The organism is Pectinatus brassicae (genome assembly GCF_014201835.1).
Classification (GTDB): Bacteria; Bacillota; Negativicutes; order Selenomonadales; family Selenomonadaceae; genus Pectinatus; species Pectinatus brassicae.
Map to the genome: position 1 here is coordinate 14564 of NZ_JACHFH010000018.1, position 18293 is coordinate 32856.

Consider the following 18293-nt stretch of genomic DNA (forward strand, 5'->3'; position numbering starts at 1 on the left):
CTCAAATCCAATAACAACATTTTGCGGATAATCACAACGAGTATTTACTACTCAATATCTAATAGCTTTTAATCTTGCATCTAGGAGGATATGCATGAGCACCCAACAAAAACAATCGCCGCAGCATTCTACCAGCAGTAGTTGGTCAAGAGTATTTCTTGTCTCTTTTATTGTGCTGATAGTTATGGTAATTGGCGTTGGCTGTGGCTTTTTAACTGCCACACTAAATACTAAACCGGATATGCTGCACGATATTACACCACCAGCATCTTCACAAATCTATGATATAAATGGTAAATTAATAACTAATATCCACGCTGTAGAAAACCGTGTACCTATTCCTTTATCGAAAATACCTATTGATATCCAAAATGCTTTTATTGCCAATGAAGATTCAAGGTTCTATGAACATTTTGGCATTGACCCGCGTGGTATTTTACGTGCCCTATGGGCCAATATTACCCATCATGAAATATCTGAAGGCGGCAGCACTATTACCCAACAGCTGGCTAAAAATGCCTATTTGACACAAGAACGTACTTTAAAAAGAAAATTTCAGGAAGTTTTCCTAGCCTTACAGCTGGAACATAAATACACCAAGCAGGAAATCCTCGAAATGTATCTCAATCAAATTTATTTTGGTCAGGGCGCCTATGGTGTACAGTCGGCAGCCCAGACATATTTTGGCAAAAATGCCTCTGATTTGGATTTATCAGAATGTGCTATGCTTGCCGGCATTCCACGCAGTCCTAATTATTATTCACCACTTAATAATTTAGATGCTGCTAAAAAAAGAAAAACTGTTGTTTTAGAAGAAATGCTAAAACATAACTACATTACACAATCACAGTTTGAACAAGCCAATAATGAGCCTTTAAACTTAAACAATAAAAAACATAATGAAAATTATCGCCTTGCTTCATATTTTGTTGATTATGTTACCCAGCAATTAATTGATACTTATGGTGCAGATAAAGTCTATAAAGAAGGCTTAAAAATCTACACGACTTTAGATTTAAATATGCAGCGTAATGCTGAAACAGCCATGAAGCAATTGCCTAATTATCGCAAGGACGGCAATGGCCTGGAACAACCGCAAGGAGCCTTAATTTCAATTGATCCGCATACCGGCTATATAAAAGCAATGGTGGGCGGCCGTGGCGATGATAAATTTAATCGTGCTACCATGGCTGTACGACAACCTGGATCCGCGTTTAAACCATTTGTTTTTGCTACTGCTTTTGAAAACGGTATGAGTCCTGATACACTTGTTGATGACAGTCCGATTAAAATAGGGTCATGGGAACCACAAAATGATGAACATAATTTCAGTGGTATTGTAAACATCAGGCAGATTGCTACCCATTCCATAAACGTTCCTACGATAAAGTTGGCCTATTCTCTCGGTGTTGATAAAGTATTATCAACTGCACAAAGATTAGGGATATCTACATTAGTTACCGATGGAGCCGTAAGTGACCGCAATCTGGCCAGTGCTATTGGTGGGCTTACCCGTGGCGTAACGCCGCTGGATATGGCTGCTGCCTACGCTGCTTTTTCCAATGATGGTGTATATATTAAACCGACTGCCATTATTAAAGTCGTTGACCGCAACGGCAAAATAATCAGCGAGCATAGTCCGGAAAAATATCAGGCTATAAGCCAGCGCAGTGCGTATTTAATCACTGATGTTTTAGAAAATGTAATTACTCATGGTACAGGCACACGTGCTAATATTAATCGCCCGGCTGCCGGCAAAACCGGTACAACTGATAATTATCAAAATGCCTGGTTTGTTGGTTACACACCTGATTTAGCTACTGCTGTCTGGGTTGGCTGTGATGATAATGCCCGTATGCCAGGGATGTACGGTGGTACTACTCCTGCTTCCATCTGGAGGGAATTCATGATGAAGTCATTAGCCAACGTGCCTAAAAGCAATTTCACTGCACCAGCTGGTGTATCTGCCTCTGGAAGCGTAGCCCAAGTGACTACGCCTTACGACAAAGCAACTGTTGCTAAAACTAAACCTGATGACAAAAATAAACCTGACGATAAAAAAGATAAAAATAATCCCAATAATAAAAAACCTGCCAATAATAAATCAGACTCAAACACCCCTGCTCCCGAACCAATTATAATACCATCAAATGACCGCCAACCTCAACCGGGTATGCAAATGGGAAAAGGTGCAAACTAAATTAGGAGGCCTTGCCTTGAATATATATGATACACTGAAAGAACGCGGCTATATAGCCCAAGTTACACACGAAGAAGAAATTCGCAAATTATTAGCTGAAGAAAAGATCTCATTTTACATTGGCTTTGACCCTACAGCCGACAGCCTTCACGTCGGTCATTTCTTAGGAATGATGGTAATGGCGCATATGCAGCGTGCCGGTCATCGCCCTATCTGTCTAATTGGTGGTGGTACCGCAACAGTTGGCGATCCTTCCGGTCGTACTGACATGCGCCAAATGCTTACTGATGAAATGATTGAGCATAATTGCAACTGCTTCAAAAAACAGATGCAACGCTTTATTGATTTTACCGATGATAAAGCATTAATGGTAAATAATGGTGAATGGCTGCACAAATTAAATTATATTAATTTATTGCGCGATGTCGGACCACATTTTTCTGTAAACAGAATGCTTACCGCCGAATGCTATAAACAGCGTATGGAAAAGGGACTCACTTTTCTTGAATTCAATTACATGATAATGCAGGCCTACGATTTCATGGAATTAAATCATCGTTATAATTGTAAAATGGAAATGGGCGGTGATGATCAGTGGTCAAATATTATCGCCGGAGTAGAATTACTGCGCCGCAAAGATGAAACACCAGCTTTTGGCCTCACTTTTACTTTACTTACCACCAGTGAAGGCAAAAAAATGGGGAAAACCGCCAAAGGCGCCCTATGGCTTGATCCGAAAAAGACTTCTCCTTATGATTTTTATCAGTACTGGCGCAACGTCAGTGACGCTGATGTAAAAAAATGTTTAGCTCTATTGACATTCCTGCCAATGGAGGAAGTAAACCGTTTAGGCAGTCTGAAGGATAAAGAAATTAACGATGCGAAAAAGGTATTGGCTTTTGAAGTCACCAAAATGGTACATGGTGAAGAAGAAGCCATTAAAGCTAAAGAAGCCGCCGAGGCATTATTCAGCGGCAGCGGCGTTCTTGATAATGTACCTACTATTAAGCTTTCCTCCAATACAATTGGCAGTAAAATTATCGATATATTAGTTCAAGAAAAAATATTTGCTTCCAAAGGTGAGGGCAAACGCTTAATCCAGCAAAACGGTTTATCTATAAACGATGAAAAATTAAACGATATTGACAAAATATTATCATGTGAAGATTTCATTGATAATTCCTGCATGATAAAAAAGGGCAAGAAAAAATATTATCGTCTAATTTTACAATAAAGTTTGATTAGGTCTATAGATAACAATATAGGCCTAATCATCTTATCCGGATTTTACAGATAAAATGAGCAAAATCATTATTAATTCGGATAAAACTATAATTAATAATATATGAGGTGTAATAATGTCAGGACATTCAAAATGGGCCAATATAAAAAGAAAAAAGGGAGCAAATGATGCTATCCGCGGTAAAGTTACTACTAAAATAGGTCGTGAAATAACAATTGCCGTTCGTATGGGCGGCGGTGATCCTACCGGTAATATGCGTCTTAAGTTAGCTTTGTCCAAGGCTAAAGCTAATAATATTCCTAAAGATAATATCCAGCGCGCTATTCAAAAAGGTCTTGGCGCTACTGATGGCAGCAGCTATGAAGAATTCTCCTATGAAGGCTACGGCCCGGGCGGCAGTGCCGTTATGATTGATATTATGACCGATAACCGTAATCGTACAGCAGCTGATATTCGTCATCTATTTTCTAAATACGGTGGGAATCTTGGTGAAACCGGCTGCGTTGGCTGGATGTTCCATAAAAAATCTGTTTTTATTGTTGATAAAGAAGTTTTTGATGACGAAGAATCATTAATGATGATCGCCCTTGAAGCTGGTGCTGAAGATTTTCAGGCTGAAGATGATTCCTTTGAAATAACCGCTTCCCCTGATGATTTTGATGCCATCGCTCAAGCACTAGAAGATAATAATATTGAAACCGTACAATCAGAAATCACTATGGTACCTGATACCACCGTAAAACTTGAAGGCAAAGATGCTGATAAAATGCTGACCTTAATTGACGCCTTAGAAGAACATGATGATGTACAAAATGTCTATGCTAACTATGAAATAGACGACCAAGAATAATAATTATGTTAGCACTTGGCATAGACCCTGGCACCGCAATTTGCGGCTATGGCTTTGTAGAGCTGTCTGGCAGCCGTCTTAAAGCCGTGGAATATGGTGCAATAACTACCAGTCCTAAAGCCAGACCACAGGACAGACTTCTTACAATTCATACTGAGCTTACTGCTTTAATAAAAAAATACCAGCCTGATGTTATGGGCGTTGAGCAGTTATTTTTTAATCGTAATGTAACTACAGCTATTCCGGTTGGACAAGCCCGCGGCATTATCTTGCTAACTGCTGCCCAAAATAATATTGAACTTGTTGAACGTACACCACTGCAGATAAAGCAATCCGTTGTCGGTTATGGCAAAGCAACCAAAGAACAAGTCATATATATGGTAACCAAGCTATTACATCTGCCAAAACCACCGCATCCTGATGATGTTGCCGATGCATTGGCTGCTGCAATCTGTACTACCCATTGTATGAACAATATTATTTGGCGTAATAACCATTAAGGAGAATTTATGATAGGTTACCTGCATGGAAAAATTACTGAGTTATTTTCTGACGCTTGTTTTATTGATGTCAATGGCGTTGGTTATCGCGTACTCATTGCAGCCTCTACCCGCTCGCAATTAAATATTGGCAGTGAAATAACTATTTATACTTATTTAAATGTACGTGAAGATGCTCTGCAGCTTTATGGTTTTTCTAACCAAAATGAATATGATATTTTTAATCAGCTTATTTCTGTATCAGGCATTGGACCAAAAGCTGCACTGAGCATTTTGTCATCTATGAATACTGACAAAATCATTTGGGCAGTGCAGAACAAACAGCCATCATTATTAACTGCTGCTCCCGGCATTGGTAAAAAAACCGCCGAGCGCATTATTTTGGAGCTAAAAGATAAATTTACTGCTATTACTAATGATACTGGTATCTTCGCCCCAGTTGATATGCCAGCAGCTGATAGTTTACCTGATATTTGGTCTGATGCCAAAAAAGCCTTAATATCGCTTGGCTATACGCCACAGGAAACAGCTGTTGTTCTTAAAAAAGCTCACAATTTAACTTCAGTTGAAGAAATTATAAAGTTCGCCTTAAAAGAATTAAGCATGTAAACAAGGACTTGGTTGGAGCTATTGCGCTTAAACCAAGTCCTTGTTTTATATTACACTGATTTTTATAAAAAATTATATACAAATACTGTTATTATCACTATAATTACTTACATTGAATAAAATATATAAACAAATTTATTTTTTAAAGGAAAGATTATGACTACAATTACCAGCCCCGACAATATCCAAATAAAAAATGCCGCGGCCTTAAAACAAAAAAAATTTCGCGACAAAACTAATTTATTTTTAATCGAAGGCATCCGTCTTATCGAAACAGCCTTAGCCTGCAATGCCCAAATAAACGAATGTTTTTATTTGCCAACTATTCTTGACAACGAACGTGGTGCTGCCCTTATCAATAATTTAGCCCAGACAAAATGCTTCATGCACGAAGTAACCCCAGCTGTTTTTAATAAGTTAGCTGATACCGATACCCCTCAGGGCATTGTTGCCTGCGTTTATAAAAATAATGTAGAATTGACGAATTTATCATTGAAAGAAAATAGTACTTTTATTGTTCTCGACCAGTTACAAGACCCTGGTAACACTGGTACAATCATTCGTACTGCCGATGCTGCCGGCATTGATGCCATCATCAGCCTGAAAGGCACCGTTGACATCTATTCTCCCAAAGTAACACGTGCAACAATGGGCGCATTATTTCACCTGCCTATTGTCGATAAAATAACACCTGCTGATCTGGAAGATTTTATTACGAAAAACAATATCACATTGCTTGCCACTGTTTTATCAAATACAGCTGCTGCCTGCTTTGATGTTGACTATACCAAAACTGCAACGGCTATAGCAGTTGGCAATGAGGGCGCTGGTGTATCCGAGCAAATAAAACTTGCTGCTGCCAAACATATTTATATCCCTATGTATGGGAAAAGTGAATCTTTAAATGCTTCCTGTGCTGCTGCCATGATAATGTATGAAATCATGCGGCAAAAACACACTAATTGACAGGCATTTTAATCAATGTTATAATTTCAGTGTATAGCATTATGAGTGTGAAAGATAATCGCGGGTGTTTTTTAACATCTGAGGAAAGTCCGGGCTCCACAGGGCAAATATGCCGGATAACGTCCGGCGAGGGTGACCTTAGGGACAGTGCTATAGAAATTTAAACCGCCTGGCAACAGGTAAGGATGGAAAGGTGCGGTAAGAGCGCACCAGCATATAGGTAACTATATGGCTTTGGTAAACCCCATATGGAGCAAGACCGAATAGGGAAGGGATGAGGCGGCCCGCTGATCCTTCCGGGTTGTGTCGCTTGAATTGATGGGCAACTATCAATCTAGATAAATGATTATCACCGCCACGCGGATACAGAACTCGGCTTATTGATCACTCATAACAATAAACTGCCTTGCGGCAGTTTATTTTTTATTAACCCTATTTATTAAATAAAGTTATTATTTTATTAATTGTATATAAATAAAAAGGAGCTACTCAGCCTTGGACTATATTGACATTGTAAAAACTTTAAAAAACACTCTTAAGGAAAGTCGATATATTCATTCTCTCAGTGTTAGTGATACAGCGATAGAACTTGCCCAACGTTTTAATGTCGACGAACAGCGTGCAAAACTCGCCGGCATTTTGCACGATTGCGCTAGAGAAATTCCAACGTCTTCGCTTATCGAGGTTGCCCAAAAACGTCAGATAAAAATTGGTCTTATTGAAGAACACCAGCCAATTTTATTACATGCGCGCTTAGGCGCTATCATGGCTCAAGAAAAATATGGTATTGATGACAATGATATTCTTGATGCTATAAGACTGCACACTACCGGCAGCGCTGATATGACGGATTTAGCAAAAATCATTTATCTTGCTGATATGATTGAACCGCATCGTCAATACGAATCAGTCAATCGTCTGCGTGATCTTATAAAAACCTCAGATCTTGATACAATCATGTTAAATGCCTTTAATGATTCCTTAGCATTTATTCTGCAAAGAGGACTGATGATTCATCCACAAACAATTTTAGCACGCAATACTTTAATTGCCAAAAACATTAATCATGGCTAATAATAAAAGACGTGTTTCTGCTGTCGATAAAAAAGTTGTTCGCAAACAGCGCCGCCCTAAACTTTGGCGCATAATTTTATTTTTATGTCTAATAGGTGGACTATGCTGGGGAATTATCCGTGCTGGCATGTGGCTTTATGATAGCAGTATTAGTTTATATGCTTCTGCTGAGAAAGCTTATACTCAATACCAAAATACCCATGCTGCCAATGCGCAAACCTCAGCGACACCCAAAATACCGCTTGCTTATAAACAGCTAGATAATATTTTATTTATTGGCATTAAAGACTATAATAACCTTAATGATAATGCCAGCACGATGTTCCTGTTTAATATTAACCACAACGACAATAGTATTTCCATATTACAAATACCTGTTAATACAGCTATTTCTGCTAATAAATCATATATGGCAATCGGCGATGTCCAAAAAACAGGTATTGCTAATACCATGCAGGCTGTTTCTAAGCTTTTAGGTATAAATATTACCCAGTATATTATAATGGATGAGTCTACTTTACTGCAGCTGCTGGCCGGATTTAATGGTTTTGACCTATATGTTCCCACTGATATGAATTATGAAGATATCCCGGGAAACACCTCCATTCATCTTAAACAAGGCTATCAGCACCTCAACAGTAAACAGCTGCTCGAATATCTGCAATATCGCAGTGATGACCTAAATGATATCAGCAAAGCTGAACGCCAAAAAGATTTTCTGCAAAAATTGCCGGATTATGTCTATTCCAGTGATTTTCTATTTAATATCCCATCAACTATCAGTATAATTAATAAATCGCTTATTACCAATACTGATTTATTAAGTCCAGGTAATATAAAAAATTATCTTTGGGCCATAAATAAAAATTCATTAACCATAAAAATCCTGCCCGGACATTTTTCCGCTGATGGTCACTATTGGCTCCCTGCTCCAGCCGATACAATTAACGCTGCTATTAATAAGCTATTTTTTATAAATGATAAATAATAATTCCAGAAAGGTATGATTCTTATAATTAAACCAAAACAAAAAACAATAAAAACCTCTCTTGATAAGAGTAATCTGATTGCTAAGGCTGCTTTTGACAAAAAAGCTCAACATGTCTGTATTATGAATATGGAGCCGCTTACCACCTCTGCCAATTACTTTATTGTCTGTAACGGCCGCTCTGCTATCCAGGCAAAAGCCATCGCTGATAATATTGATGAACAGCTCCGCTTAGCTGGAGAGCATTGTCTTCACACCGAAGGCTATAAAACGGGCGAATGGATATTGCTTGATTACGGCGATTGCGTAGCTCACATTTTTACTGAAGAAAGTCGTGAATTCTATGGATTGGAAAACCTCTGGGGCGATGCCCAGCTCACACAATATGAAGAATAATAATTTTGCTGAAAAAAAATTTTTTGCCAGCACTGTTGCTACTTTAACAGTAGTACGAAAAAATGATATGGGTGCATTTTTAGATGCACAAACCGGCAACACTTCTGACGATATTTTACTTCATCACACTCAGCAGACCGCTGCCGTGGAAATTGGCGATACTATTACAGTATTTCTTTATAAAGATCCTAAGGGACGTCTTACGGCCAGTATGCGTATTCCTAAAATGAAGGAAGGGCAAATTGCCCGCGTAAAAGTCATAAATATTTCTAAGGACGGGGCGTTCTTGGATGTTGGTGCTGAACGTGGCATTTTCCTGCCTTATGCCGGTACCCGCGGTAAATTAAGTATTGGTGATATTGTTTGGGCTAAGCTGTATACTGATAAATCAGGACGCTTAGCCATGACTATGGTCGTGGAAGATGAACTTAGACGAGCATCTAAACCAGCTCCAGCTGATTTACAAATAGGCGCTGCCATTGATGGTTCTATCTATAATATAACTGAAGATGGTGCTTTTATGTTTACTACTGAACGTTATATTGCTTTTATTCCTGAAAAGGAAATGCCTGTCCATCCACATGTTGGTGCTGAAATCTCGGCACGTGTTACCTATATACGTGAGGATGGCCGATTAAACGCGTCATTACGGCCTATTAAGGAAAAAGCTCTCGTTATTGATGCCGAAAAAATTCTTTCTGAACTAATTGCACACGATGGCAAAATGCCGTACAGTGATAAAACTCCTCCTGAAATTATTAAAGAACGTTTCCAAATAAGTAAGGCTGCTTTTAAACGAGCTATTGGTCATTTGATGAAAAACGATACTATCACTGAAAAAGACGGCTGGATTATCTTAAATAAAACTTCAGAAAAATAGTTTAACTATATATTTTTGCAGGATTTAAAATAAAATTACCGAATTATGCATTAATAGACAATTATTTTTTGTTATTATAGATTATAAATATGTTCCGTAATTAAAAGATAATTATATGACTTAAAAATCGGAGGTATAACTATGCAAAAGATAGAAGCAGATGTATTAGACAGCAACGCTAACCAAAAGGGTATTCTGTTAGAAAGCGGCACTAATGAATTTGAGATAGTTGAATTTAATATTGGCGATGTTTACTATGGTATTAATGTAGCTAAAGTTCGTGAAGTTATAACCAGAGTCCCTGTAACGGCTATGCCATCAGCCCATTCCTATGTTGATGGACTTTTCACATTACGCGGACGTGCTATGCCGCTGGTTAATTTAGCCCGAGCAATAAATGCCCAAGGCTCTGATGACCCGAAAAACATAATTGTCACTGAAATAAATAATTATAATATTGGTTTTTTAGTTGACAGTGTTTCTCGTATTCATCGCATTTCCTGGAAAAATATGGAACCATCACCTGAAGTCGGTAATAATTCTGTAATCGTCGGTGTCATCAAAATGACCGATAAAATTGTTTTACTGCTTGATTTTGAAAAAATCATTGCTGAAATCAATTCAGAAATAAACCAGAAACTATCTACTTTTGATAAAGCTGATAGCTCCCTACAGTCGTTACGTAAAACTAAGCATATTGTCATTGCTGAAGATTCTAAAATGCTGCGTGATCTTTTAGTAGATACCCTGCATCAATCCGGTTATGAATTTGTTCGTGATTTTAATACAGGCAAAGCCGCTTACGAATATCTAACAAGCTTAAAGAACGCAACAGGTTCCATTGAAGATCATCTTACCTTGATTATTTCTGATATTGAAATGCCGCAGATGGATGGTCATCGCATGCTCAAATTAGTTCGTGAAGATGACGTATTGAATAAAACTCCTGTTATCTTATTCTCATCTCTCATAAATGAAGAAATGCGTCTAAAAGGTGATCGTTTAGGAGCAACAGCCCAGATATCAAAACCTGAAATCGGACAGTTAATAAATCTTATGGATGATATTATTTTTACAAATAAGTAATTCATTAAAAACTTATTAATACGGTAAATAAATGTCTTTTTTGTAAAAGCACCTTACTCTTATGTTATATTTTTAAGATGAGGTGCTTTTTATTTCCATCACGAGCGTATTTTTAGATATAATTTCTAAGTATATTCTCACTATTTTCTCTATTATAAAAAAAAAACAATAATATTATATCATTTTAGGGGTAGAAAATTTTTCCAAAACACGTTATAATATCACAGGGAGATTCCTCTCTCAGAATAACATTATCCATTGCATAAACACGGAGGATTTATATGCGTAAAAGAAAACAAATTATCAATAATAAAAATACAGGATTTTTCCTAGTAAAGGAAGATATCCTGCCTACTGCCATAAAAAAGACAATTAAAGTAAATGAAATGCTAAAACGCGGTGATGCTGCTACCATAAATGAAGCAATTGCTTCTACAGGACTTTCTCGCAGTGCTTACTACAAATATAAAGACTCTGTTTTTCCATTTTATGAAGCCAGTCTCAATAAAATTGTTTCTATTTCCTTTATGCTTGATCATAAAAAAGGGGTTCTATCAAAAGTATTGAATATTATTTCAGCCGATGCTGCTAATATCCTTACCATTAATCAGGGCTTACCTTTACAGGGTATGGCTAATGTAACCCTATCAATTGAAACCGAAAATATGTCTATTGACCTTGAAGCACTACTCGATAAATTACGCGTAGTCGAAGGTGTCAGACGCTTGGAAATAGTTGGTCAGGCTTAATTATTATAGGGTCTGGAAGCAGTACTATTGATATCGCTAATCTATACCTAATCATCAATCAGAACAAATAATAATACAGCTTGAAAGGATAATTTTGCGAATGAATAATATTATAAAAGTTGGTCTTTTGGGATGTGGAACAGTCGGCACAGGCGTTCTTAAAGTCTTGTCGCAAAATATGGACGAAATCACACCGCGTGTAGGTGCTAAACTCGTTGTTTCACATGTTTTAGTCCGCAATTTAGATAAAAAACGTGAATACGCTGATGCTGTAAAATTTACTGATAATATCAATGATATTTTAGAAGATCCCGAAATAAAGATTGTCATTGAATTGTTAGGTGGTCTGCATCCAGCACGTGAATATATGATACAGGCTATGCAGGCAGGAAAAAATATTGTTACTGCTAACAAAGATGTTGTTGCTCAATTTGGTAAAGATATGTTTGATACTGCTGAAGCCAACAATGTTGATTTTATGTTTGAAGCCAGTGTTGCTGGTGGTATTCCAATAATAACACCACTTAAGCAATGTCTTACTGCCAATAAAATTACTGAAGTAATCGGTATTGTCAACGGCACTACCAACTATATGCTCACAAAAATGAGCGAAGAAAACGCCAGTTATGATGCTGTATTGAAAGATGCCCAGGAAAAGGGCTATGCTGAAGCTGACCCTACTGCTGATGTAGAAGGTCTTGATGCCGCTAGAAAGACAGCCATCTTAGCTTCTATTGCCTTCAATAATCGAGTAAGCCTCAACAAAGTATCCACAGAAGGTATCACTCATATAACACCACAGGATATTGCTTATGCCAAAGAATTAGGCTATACCATAAAATTATTATCAATAGCCCGCGAAGATGAAAAAGGAATTGATGTGCGTGTCCATCCGGCACTATTGCCGCAAAATCATCCTTTGGCCTTTGTCCGTAATGAATTTAATGCTATATTCGTACGTGGCAACGTAGTTGGTGATACTATGTTTTATGGCAAGGGTGCCGGACAGCTGCCGACAGCATCTGCTGTTGTTGCAGATGTTATTGACGTTGCCCGCGATATTGTCAAAAATCGTTATGGGCGCATCCGCTGTACCTGTTATGAGCACAAAAAATTCTGTCCAATTGAAAAAACAACCTCCTCATATTATGTCCGCTTATTAGTTGATGATCAGCCGGGCGTATTAGGTGCTATTGCCATGGCCTTTGGCGAAACCGGCGTAAGCTTAAGCTCAGTAATTCAAAAAAGAAAAGTTAATAAAGCCGCAGAAATCGTTGCTATCACTCATAAAGTTGAAGAAGCGAAGATACGCAAAGCCGAAGAACTTTTGAATAAATTACCTGCTGTTGATAAAATATGCAATGTCATCCGTGTACAAGACACCGATGAGCAGGAGGGCTAAAATTGGGAAAAAGCGAAACCGTAAAAGTTCGTGTCCCTGCTACAACAGCTAACTGCGGCCCGGGATTTGATGCATTGGGTATTGCCTGTAATATCTACAATGAACTTGAACTTACTCTTTTTACAAATGAAGTATTAGAAATAGCTGTTTCCGGTGAAGGCAAACAATATCTGCCCACAGATGACAGCAACCTCATCTGGCATGTTATCAAGGATTTATTACAAAAAACAAATTCTTCATATAAAGGTGCCCATATAAAGATGCATAATAATATACCATTATCACATGGCTTAGGCAGCAGTGCCGCTGCCATTGTTGCTGGTATATTAGCTTTTAATCTAGCTGTCGGTGAACCATTCAGCAAGGAAGAAATGTTAAAAATAGCTACCGATGTTGAAGGTCATCCTGATAACGTAGCGCCAGCTATTTTTGGTGGTATGACTATAAGCTTACAGGAAAATGATGCTGTAAAAACATTTTCCTTTATTCCCCAACTACCACTAAAGATGATTGTAGCTGTACCAGAATTCTTTTTGGCTACAAAAAAAGCGCGCCAGGTTTTGCCTGAAAAAATTTCAGTAAAAGATGCCGCTTTTAATATTGCCCATGCTGCCAGCCTTGTTGCTGCAATGTGTACTGGCAGCAGTGATGTTTTGCGCTATGCTTTTGCCGATAAACTGCATCAACCCTATCGTGCAGCATTAATTCCTGGTATGTACGATGTTTTTGCTGCTGCTGAACAAGCGGGTGCTCTTGGCGCTGCTTTAAGCGGAGCCGGTCCTTCATTAATTGCTTTTACAATTGACAATGAAAATGCTATTGGTGAAGCGATGGTCAAAGCCTTTGCTGCGCATTCCATTGATTCACATTATCTCATACTGGATATTGATGCGCAGGGTGCCATGCGTATTTAACAATACATAAAAAAATAAAACTCGTTTACCGGGTTTTATTTTTTTTATAAAAGTGACGGGAGGATATTTTGACTGAGGACAACTTTGTAAAAACTATAACAGAAAATAATGGTGAAATATATATTGTTGGTGGCTGGGTTCGTGATATGATAAGAAATAAACCAGCTAAAGATAAAGACTACGTTGTATGCAAACTTACAGAAAATTTATTCTGCCAGTTATTCCCACAAGCACAGAAAGTCGGCAAATCATTTCCTGTATTTTTGCTTAATATAAATAATAAAAAATGTGAGATTGCCTTTGCCCGCACGGAAGAAAAAAAAGGCCTTGGTTATAAAGGTTTTACTACTATATATACGCCATCAATAACAATAGAAAATGATTTATGGCGCCGCGATACCCGTATGAACAGCATTGCATTAAAATTGCCGGAAAGACTTATCATTGACCCTTTTAATGGTACTGATGACATCAACGCTAAACGCATCCAAGCCACTTCAATACATTTTAGTGAAGATCCAGTGAGAGCTCTGCGTGCTGCCCGCCAAGCTGCTGAACTTGATTTTTTTGTTGAAGAGTCTACTTTAAAACTAATGTATAAATGTGCTGAAGAATTACAGGCAGAACCGGGGGAACGTATTGTTAACGAGCTTAAACGAGCCTTGGCTGCAAAAAAACCTACAAATTTTTTTATTTATCTGCACAAAGCGAATCTACTACAGATTATCTTCCCAGAAATCTTTGCGTTAATTGGAAAAACTCAGCCAGCCTTTTACCATCCAGAAGGTGACAGTTTTAATCATACTATGCTGGCACTTAAACAAATATCCCAGCTTACGGATAATATTAATACACGTTTTGCCGCCTTAGCCCATGATTTAGGCAAAGGACTTACGCCGGCTGCTATGCTGCCCCATCATTACGAGCATGAAGAAACTGGCTTAACCGCTTTAGCTAATTGGAATAAACGCACTACACTGCCAAAACTTTGGCTTAATAGTGCCCAATTTGTCATAAAAGAACATATGAGGGCGGCCCGTTTACAAAAACCAGCTAAAATAGCCGATATGCTTGCAGCTATCGAAAAAAATCCTTTAGGCATTGATGAATTCTGCAAAATTATCAAAGTGGATAATAAGGAACTGCCTAATTACTTGCAGGATATCCATTTTATATTAAAATTATTTCATAATATTAATATGTCTAATTGCCCCGCCCAATTGCAGGGAAAACAAATTGCCGACTGGCTTAAAAATGAACGCACAAAATTAGTAAATGAATATCTGCACAGTAAAACACTGCAATAAAAAAAGAGCACATAATATGCTCTTTTTTATTGCAGTGTTTTACCATATTCGTCAACAGCTAATATCGCCTGTTTATATTTTTGCTGATCCATTTTATATGGCACACAGTTCCATTCATTTATTTCCGGCGCCTTATTAATAATCATATCAATTTCGCTGTCTTTACTTATACCGACTTCTGACAAAGTTACCGGCAGTTTCATTTTTTTATTAAACGCCGCAATCTTATTGCGTAATTCAAGCTGACCATCATAAGTCAATAAAACCAAAACACCATATGCTACAACTGCGCCATGGCGATAATCATGTCCCTGTGGTAATTCCATATAGGAATTATAAAAGCAGTGTGCCAATGATGAATTATAATAATACTCAATTTTATTATCAACAGCTGAACAAGTCATATTGGATGCAATACCAGTACTAATAATAATATCAAGTACGACCTGTGCCAATTCATAAGATGGCTGTTTTTTATCTATAGCTGCCAGCGCTTTTTCTCCATATTCCAGCAATGGTGTTGTACAGGCTGTAGCTGCTTTGTACCCAATAAGCGGTGTATGCGATATTCCCTTCTCACGAACAGCTAAATCTACTTCACACTCTTTGGATAAGGCATCACCAATTCCCGCCCACAACAGTTCTACTGGTGAATCAGCAATAATTGCTGTATTGATAAATATATGCAAAGGGCATTGTTTGGGAAAATAATAGCGTGATAATGAACCATCATCGTTATATAATACCGAAATAGCCGAAGAAGGTGCGCAATTAGAAGCTACAGTTGGAAAAGAAAAATATGGTTTTTCTAATGTGTCCGCAGCTGCTTTTGCTGTATCAATAGCTCGTCCACCACCTACACCAAAAATAATATCAGCAGCCTGAACATCTTTATTATCAATCATTTTTTGTACATTACTTTCACTGGAATTGCCGCCATACCAAATGGTAGCCATATGTTCCAGCCCAGCCTTGGCAATTGCCTTTACTATAGCTGGTTCTGCCTTTTGCAAAGCAGTCATGCCGCCAATGATGACAATTTTCTTGCCAAAATATTTAGTAACCGCACCTATTTCATCATAGCAATTCGGTCCCACACTATACTGCGGTAAATAAACTGAATAATTTTCTCTCATATATGGATAAACCTCCCTTAAAGTTTATCTTTCATCTCCTTGGTCTGTGTAAATTTCAACGGTATATGGTTAATTATTATAGCACTTAGTTGTAACGTTGTAAATATTTGGTATAATATCTTTTTTCATTAATAAATAAATTTTATATTGAAATTTTATTTATTTTATGCTATTCTACTCATTAGAAAAGACAAAGTAGTCTGAAGAATAAAATTCTTCGCTGCCTTGTCTTTTTTTATCTTAAGATGATATCTATTTTTACAATATATATGCATCTTTTATTTTTCTTTTTCCATGAATAAGCCTATCAATTTTTCTATTACGTTAATTATCTTATTAATTTAAAGTTTTACTATATTAAAGGAGCGATAAAAATCAATGATTTTATTAGATGGTAATTCCTTAACACTAAATGATGTAATCAAAGTTTCCCGTTTTAAAGAGACTGTTGCTCTTTCTCCCGCAGGCGAAGAACAAATTACTGCCAGCCGCAAAATTGTCGATGACATCTTAAAAACCGAACGGCCTGTATATGGTATATCAACAGGCTTTGGCGATTTCAGTACCGTATTTATTGAAAAAGATAAACGCGAACAATTGCAGCGTAATTTAATCTTAAGCCATGCCACTGGTGTCGGCGAACATTTATCACCAGAGATTGTCCGAGCGGCTATTCTCCTGCGAGCTAATTCACTGACCAAAGGCTACTCTGGCATCCGGTTAGAGACTGTAAAAATGCTCTTAGCCTTACTCAATAACGATATTACGCCGGCTATTCCCTGTAAAGGGTCCGTTGGGGCCAGTGGTGATTTAGCCCCATTATCTCATATGGTATTAACAATGCTGGGGGAAGGTGAAGCCTATGTTGACGGCAAACTTATGTCCGGTGCTGATGCCTTAAAGCTTAAAAATTTATCACCAATAACACTAGGTGGCAAAGAAGGCCTTGCCCTTATTAATGGTACACAAATCATGACAGCAGTAGGCTGTATTGCCTGGGACAAAGCCGTTACCTTAGTCAAGACTGCTGATATTGCAGCTGCCTTAAGTCTCGAAGCATTAAAGGGCACACGAGCAGCATTTGATAGGCGTATATGTGAAGTACGTCCTTACCCCGGTCAATTGGCAACTACTGATAACATTTTAAAACTCACTCAAGACAGTGCAATTATTGCCTCACATATAAACTGCCGTAAAGTGCAGGATGCCTATTCATTACGTTGTGTACCGCAAGTCCATGGTGCTTCTAAAGAAGCCCTGCAACAAGCAGCCAGAACGCTTACCATAGAAATTAACGCTGTAACCGATAATCCTATTATTATGCCTGATACTGGTGAAGCTATTTCCGGCGGTAATTTTCATGGTCAGCCCATTGCCCTTGTAATGGATTATTTAAAACTGGCTATGGCTGAACTTGGCAATATTTCCGAACGCCGCACTAACCGCCTGCTTGATATGCATCTTAGTGATTTACCAGCCTTCCTTACAGCCTTTCCCGGTGTCGATTCCGGCCTTATGATAACACAATATGTAGCTGCATCACTCGTTTCAGAAAATAAAGTGCTTGTCCATCCTGCCAGTGCCGACTCCATTCCCACCTCTGCTAATCAAGAAGATCACGTCAGCATGGGAACTATTGCTGCCCGCCAGTCACTTGAAATAATTGATAATGTCTTTAATGTGCTGGCAATTGAAATAATGTCTGCAGCCCAAGGCATTGATTTTCTTGCTCCTTTGACACCAGGCAAAGGAACAACTAAAGCTCATGCCGTCATTAGAAATATCGTACCTCATCTTGACAAAGACAGATTTTTATCACCAGAAATCAAAAAAATATACAGCCTGATAAAAAAGGGCACACTTGTTGATAAAGTAGAACAAAGTATTGGTTCTTTAGACTGGCAATAAACTATAAATTTAAGAAGGCCCGCCCTATGAGCTTTTTAATAATCCTCAGCAAGAACGAACCAAAAATTTTCTGCATAACATGTTG

17 protein-coding genes and 1 other RNA gene are annotated in these 18293 nt (G+C 38.0%); 17 read left to right on the top strand and 1 reads right to left on the bottom strand.

The window, feature by feature from the left end:
* Positions 1 to 94: 94 nt before the first annotated feature.
* The 16 genes from HNR32_RS07865 (at position 95) to HNR32_RS07940 (ending at position 15164) form a co-directional block, all read left to right on the top strand.
* Positions 95 to 2200 carry a transglycosylase domain-containing protein gene (locus HNR32_RS07865; RefSeq protein ID WP_183861413.1) on the top strand — a complete coding sequence of 702 codons (2106 nt, stop codon included), beginning with the start codon at positions 95 to 97 and terminating at the stop codon, positions 2198 to 2200.
* Between the two features lie 16 nt (positions 2201 to 2216).
* A complete protein-coding gene (tyrS, locus tag HNR32_RS07870) occupies positions 2217 to 3434 on the top strand; it encodes a tyrosine--tRNA ligase (RefSeq protein WP_183861415.1) in 1218 nt (405 codons plus the stop codon).
* Positions 3435 to 3558: 124 nt separating this feature from the next.
* A complete protein-coding gene (locus HNR32_RS07875) occupies positions 3559 to 4293 on the top strand; it encodes a YebC/PmpR family DNA-binding transcriptional regulator (RefSeq protein WP_183861417.1) in 735 nt (244 codons plus the stop codon).
* A 5-nt stretch (positions 4294 to 4298) separates the two neighbouring features.
* Positions 4299 to 4793 (top strand): crossover junction endodeoxyribonuclease RuvC, encoded by a 495-nt coding sequence (ruvC, locus tag HNR32_RS07880; protein WP_183861419.1) that lies wholly within the window; start codon positions 4299 to 4301, stop codon positions 4791 to 4793.
* 9 nt (positions 4794 to 4802) lie between these two features.
* Positions 4803 to 5402, top strand: coding sequence for a Holliday junction branch migration protein RuvA (gene ruvA / locus HNR32_RS07885; RefSeq protein ID WP_183861421.1), 600 nt, complete (start codon positions 4803 to 4805; stop codon positions 5400 to 5402).
* A 156-nt stretch (positions 5403 to 5558) separates the two neighbouring features.
* The gene (locus tag HNR32_RS07890) at positions 5559 to 6368 is read left to right on the top strand and encodes a TrmH family RNA methyltransferase (protein ID WP_183861423.1); all 810 of its coding nucleotides are present in this window, start codon (positions 5559 to 5561) and stop codon (positions 6366 to 6368) included.
* 42 nt (positions 6369 to 6410) lie between these two features.
* Positions 6411 to 6763, top strand: an RNA gene (gene rnpB / locus HNR32_RS07895) — RNase P RNA component class A.
* Between the two features lie 100 nt (positions 6764 to 6863).
* The gene (gene yqeK, locus HNR32_RS07900; protein ID WP_183861425.1) at positions 6864 to 7442 is read left to right on the top strand and encodes a bis(5'-nucleosyl)-tetraphosphatase (symmetrical) YqeK; all 579 of its coding nucleotides are present in this window, start codon (positions 6864 to 6866) and stop codon (positions 7440 to 7442) included.
* Positions 7435 to 8430 (top strand): LCP family protein, encoded by a 996-nt coding sequence (locus HNR32_RS07905; protein WP_183861427.1) that lies wholly within the window; start codon positions 7435 to 7437, stop codon positions 8428 to 8430. The genes yqeK and HNR32_RS07905 overlap by 8 nt, the downstream gene beginning before the upstream one ends.
* Positions 8431 to 8445: 15 nt before the next feature.
* The gene (gene rsfS, locus HNR32_RS07910; RefSeq protein ID WP_183861428.1) at positions 8446 to 8826 is read left to right on the top strand and encodes a ribosome silencing factor; all 381 of its coding nucleotides are present in this window, start codon (positions 8446 to 8448) and stop codon (positions 8824 to 8826) included.
* Positions 8816 to 9706, top strand: a complete 891-nt coding sequence (locus HNR32_RS07915) for a CvfB family protein (RefSeq protein ID WP_260162622.1) — start codon at positions 8816 to 8818, stop codon at positions 9704 to 9706. The genes rsfS and HNR32_RS07915 overlap by 11 nt, the downstream gene beginning before the upstream one ends.
* A 141-nt stretch (positions 9707 to 9847) precedes the next feature.
* Positions 9848 to 10792 carry a chemotaxis protein gene (locus tag HNR32_RS07920; protein ID WP_183861431.1) on the top strand — a complete coding sequence of 315 codons (945 nt, stop codon included), beginning with the start codon at positions 9848 to 9850 and terminating at the stop codon, positions 10790 to 10792.
* 281 nt (positions 10793 to 11073) lie between these two features.
* Positions 11074 to 11541 (top strand): ACT domain-containing protein, encoded by a 468-nt coding sequence (locus HNR32_RS07925; RefSeq protein WP_183861433.1) that lies wholly within the window; start codon positions 11074 to 11076, stop codon positions 11539 to 11541.
* A 100-nt stretch (positions 11542 to 11641) separates the two neighbouring features.
* Positions 11642 to 12943, top strand: a complete 1302-nt coding sequence (locus HNR32_RS07930) for a homoserine dehydrogenase (RefSeq protein WP_183861435.1) — start codon at positions 11642 to 11644, stop codon at positions 12941 to 12943.
* Positions 12944 to 12945: 2 nt separating this feature from the next.
* Complete coding sequence (gene thrB, locus HNR32_RS07935; RefSeq protein ID WP_183861437.1) at positions 12946 to 13857, top strand: homoserine kinase; 912 nt, start codon at positions 12946 to 12948, stop codon at positions 13855 to 13857.
* A gap of 68 nt (positions 13858 to 13925) precedes the next feature.
* Positions 13926 to 15164 (top strand): tRNA nucleotidyltransferase/poly(A) polymerase-related protein, encoded by a 1239-nt coding sequence (locus HNR32_RS07940; protein ID WP_183861440.1) that lies wholly within the window; start codon positions 13926 to 13928, stop codon positions 15162 to 15164.
* A 26-nt stretch (positions 15165 to 15190) separates the two neighbouring features.
* On the opposite strand, the gene HNR32_RS07945 is transcribed toward HNR32_RS07940, so the two are convergent.
* Positions 15191 to 16300, bottom strand: coding sequence for an iron-containing alcohol dehydrogenase family protein (locus HNR32_RS07945; protein ID WP_183861442.1), 1110 nt, complete (start codon positions 16298 to 16300; stop codon positions 15191 to 15193).
* 378 nt (positions 16301 to 16678) lie between these two features.
* On the opposite strand from HNR32_RS07945, the gene hutH reads away from it, so the two are divergent.
* Positions 16679 to 18208 (top strand): histidine ammonia-lyase, encoded by a 1530-nt coding sequence (hutH, locus tag HNR32_RS07950; RefSeq protein WP_183861444.1) that lies wholly within the window; start codon positions 16679 to 16681, stop codon positions 18206 to 18208.
* Positions 18209 to 18293 lie beyond the last annotated feature (85 nt).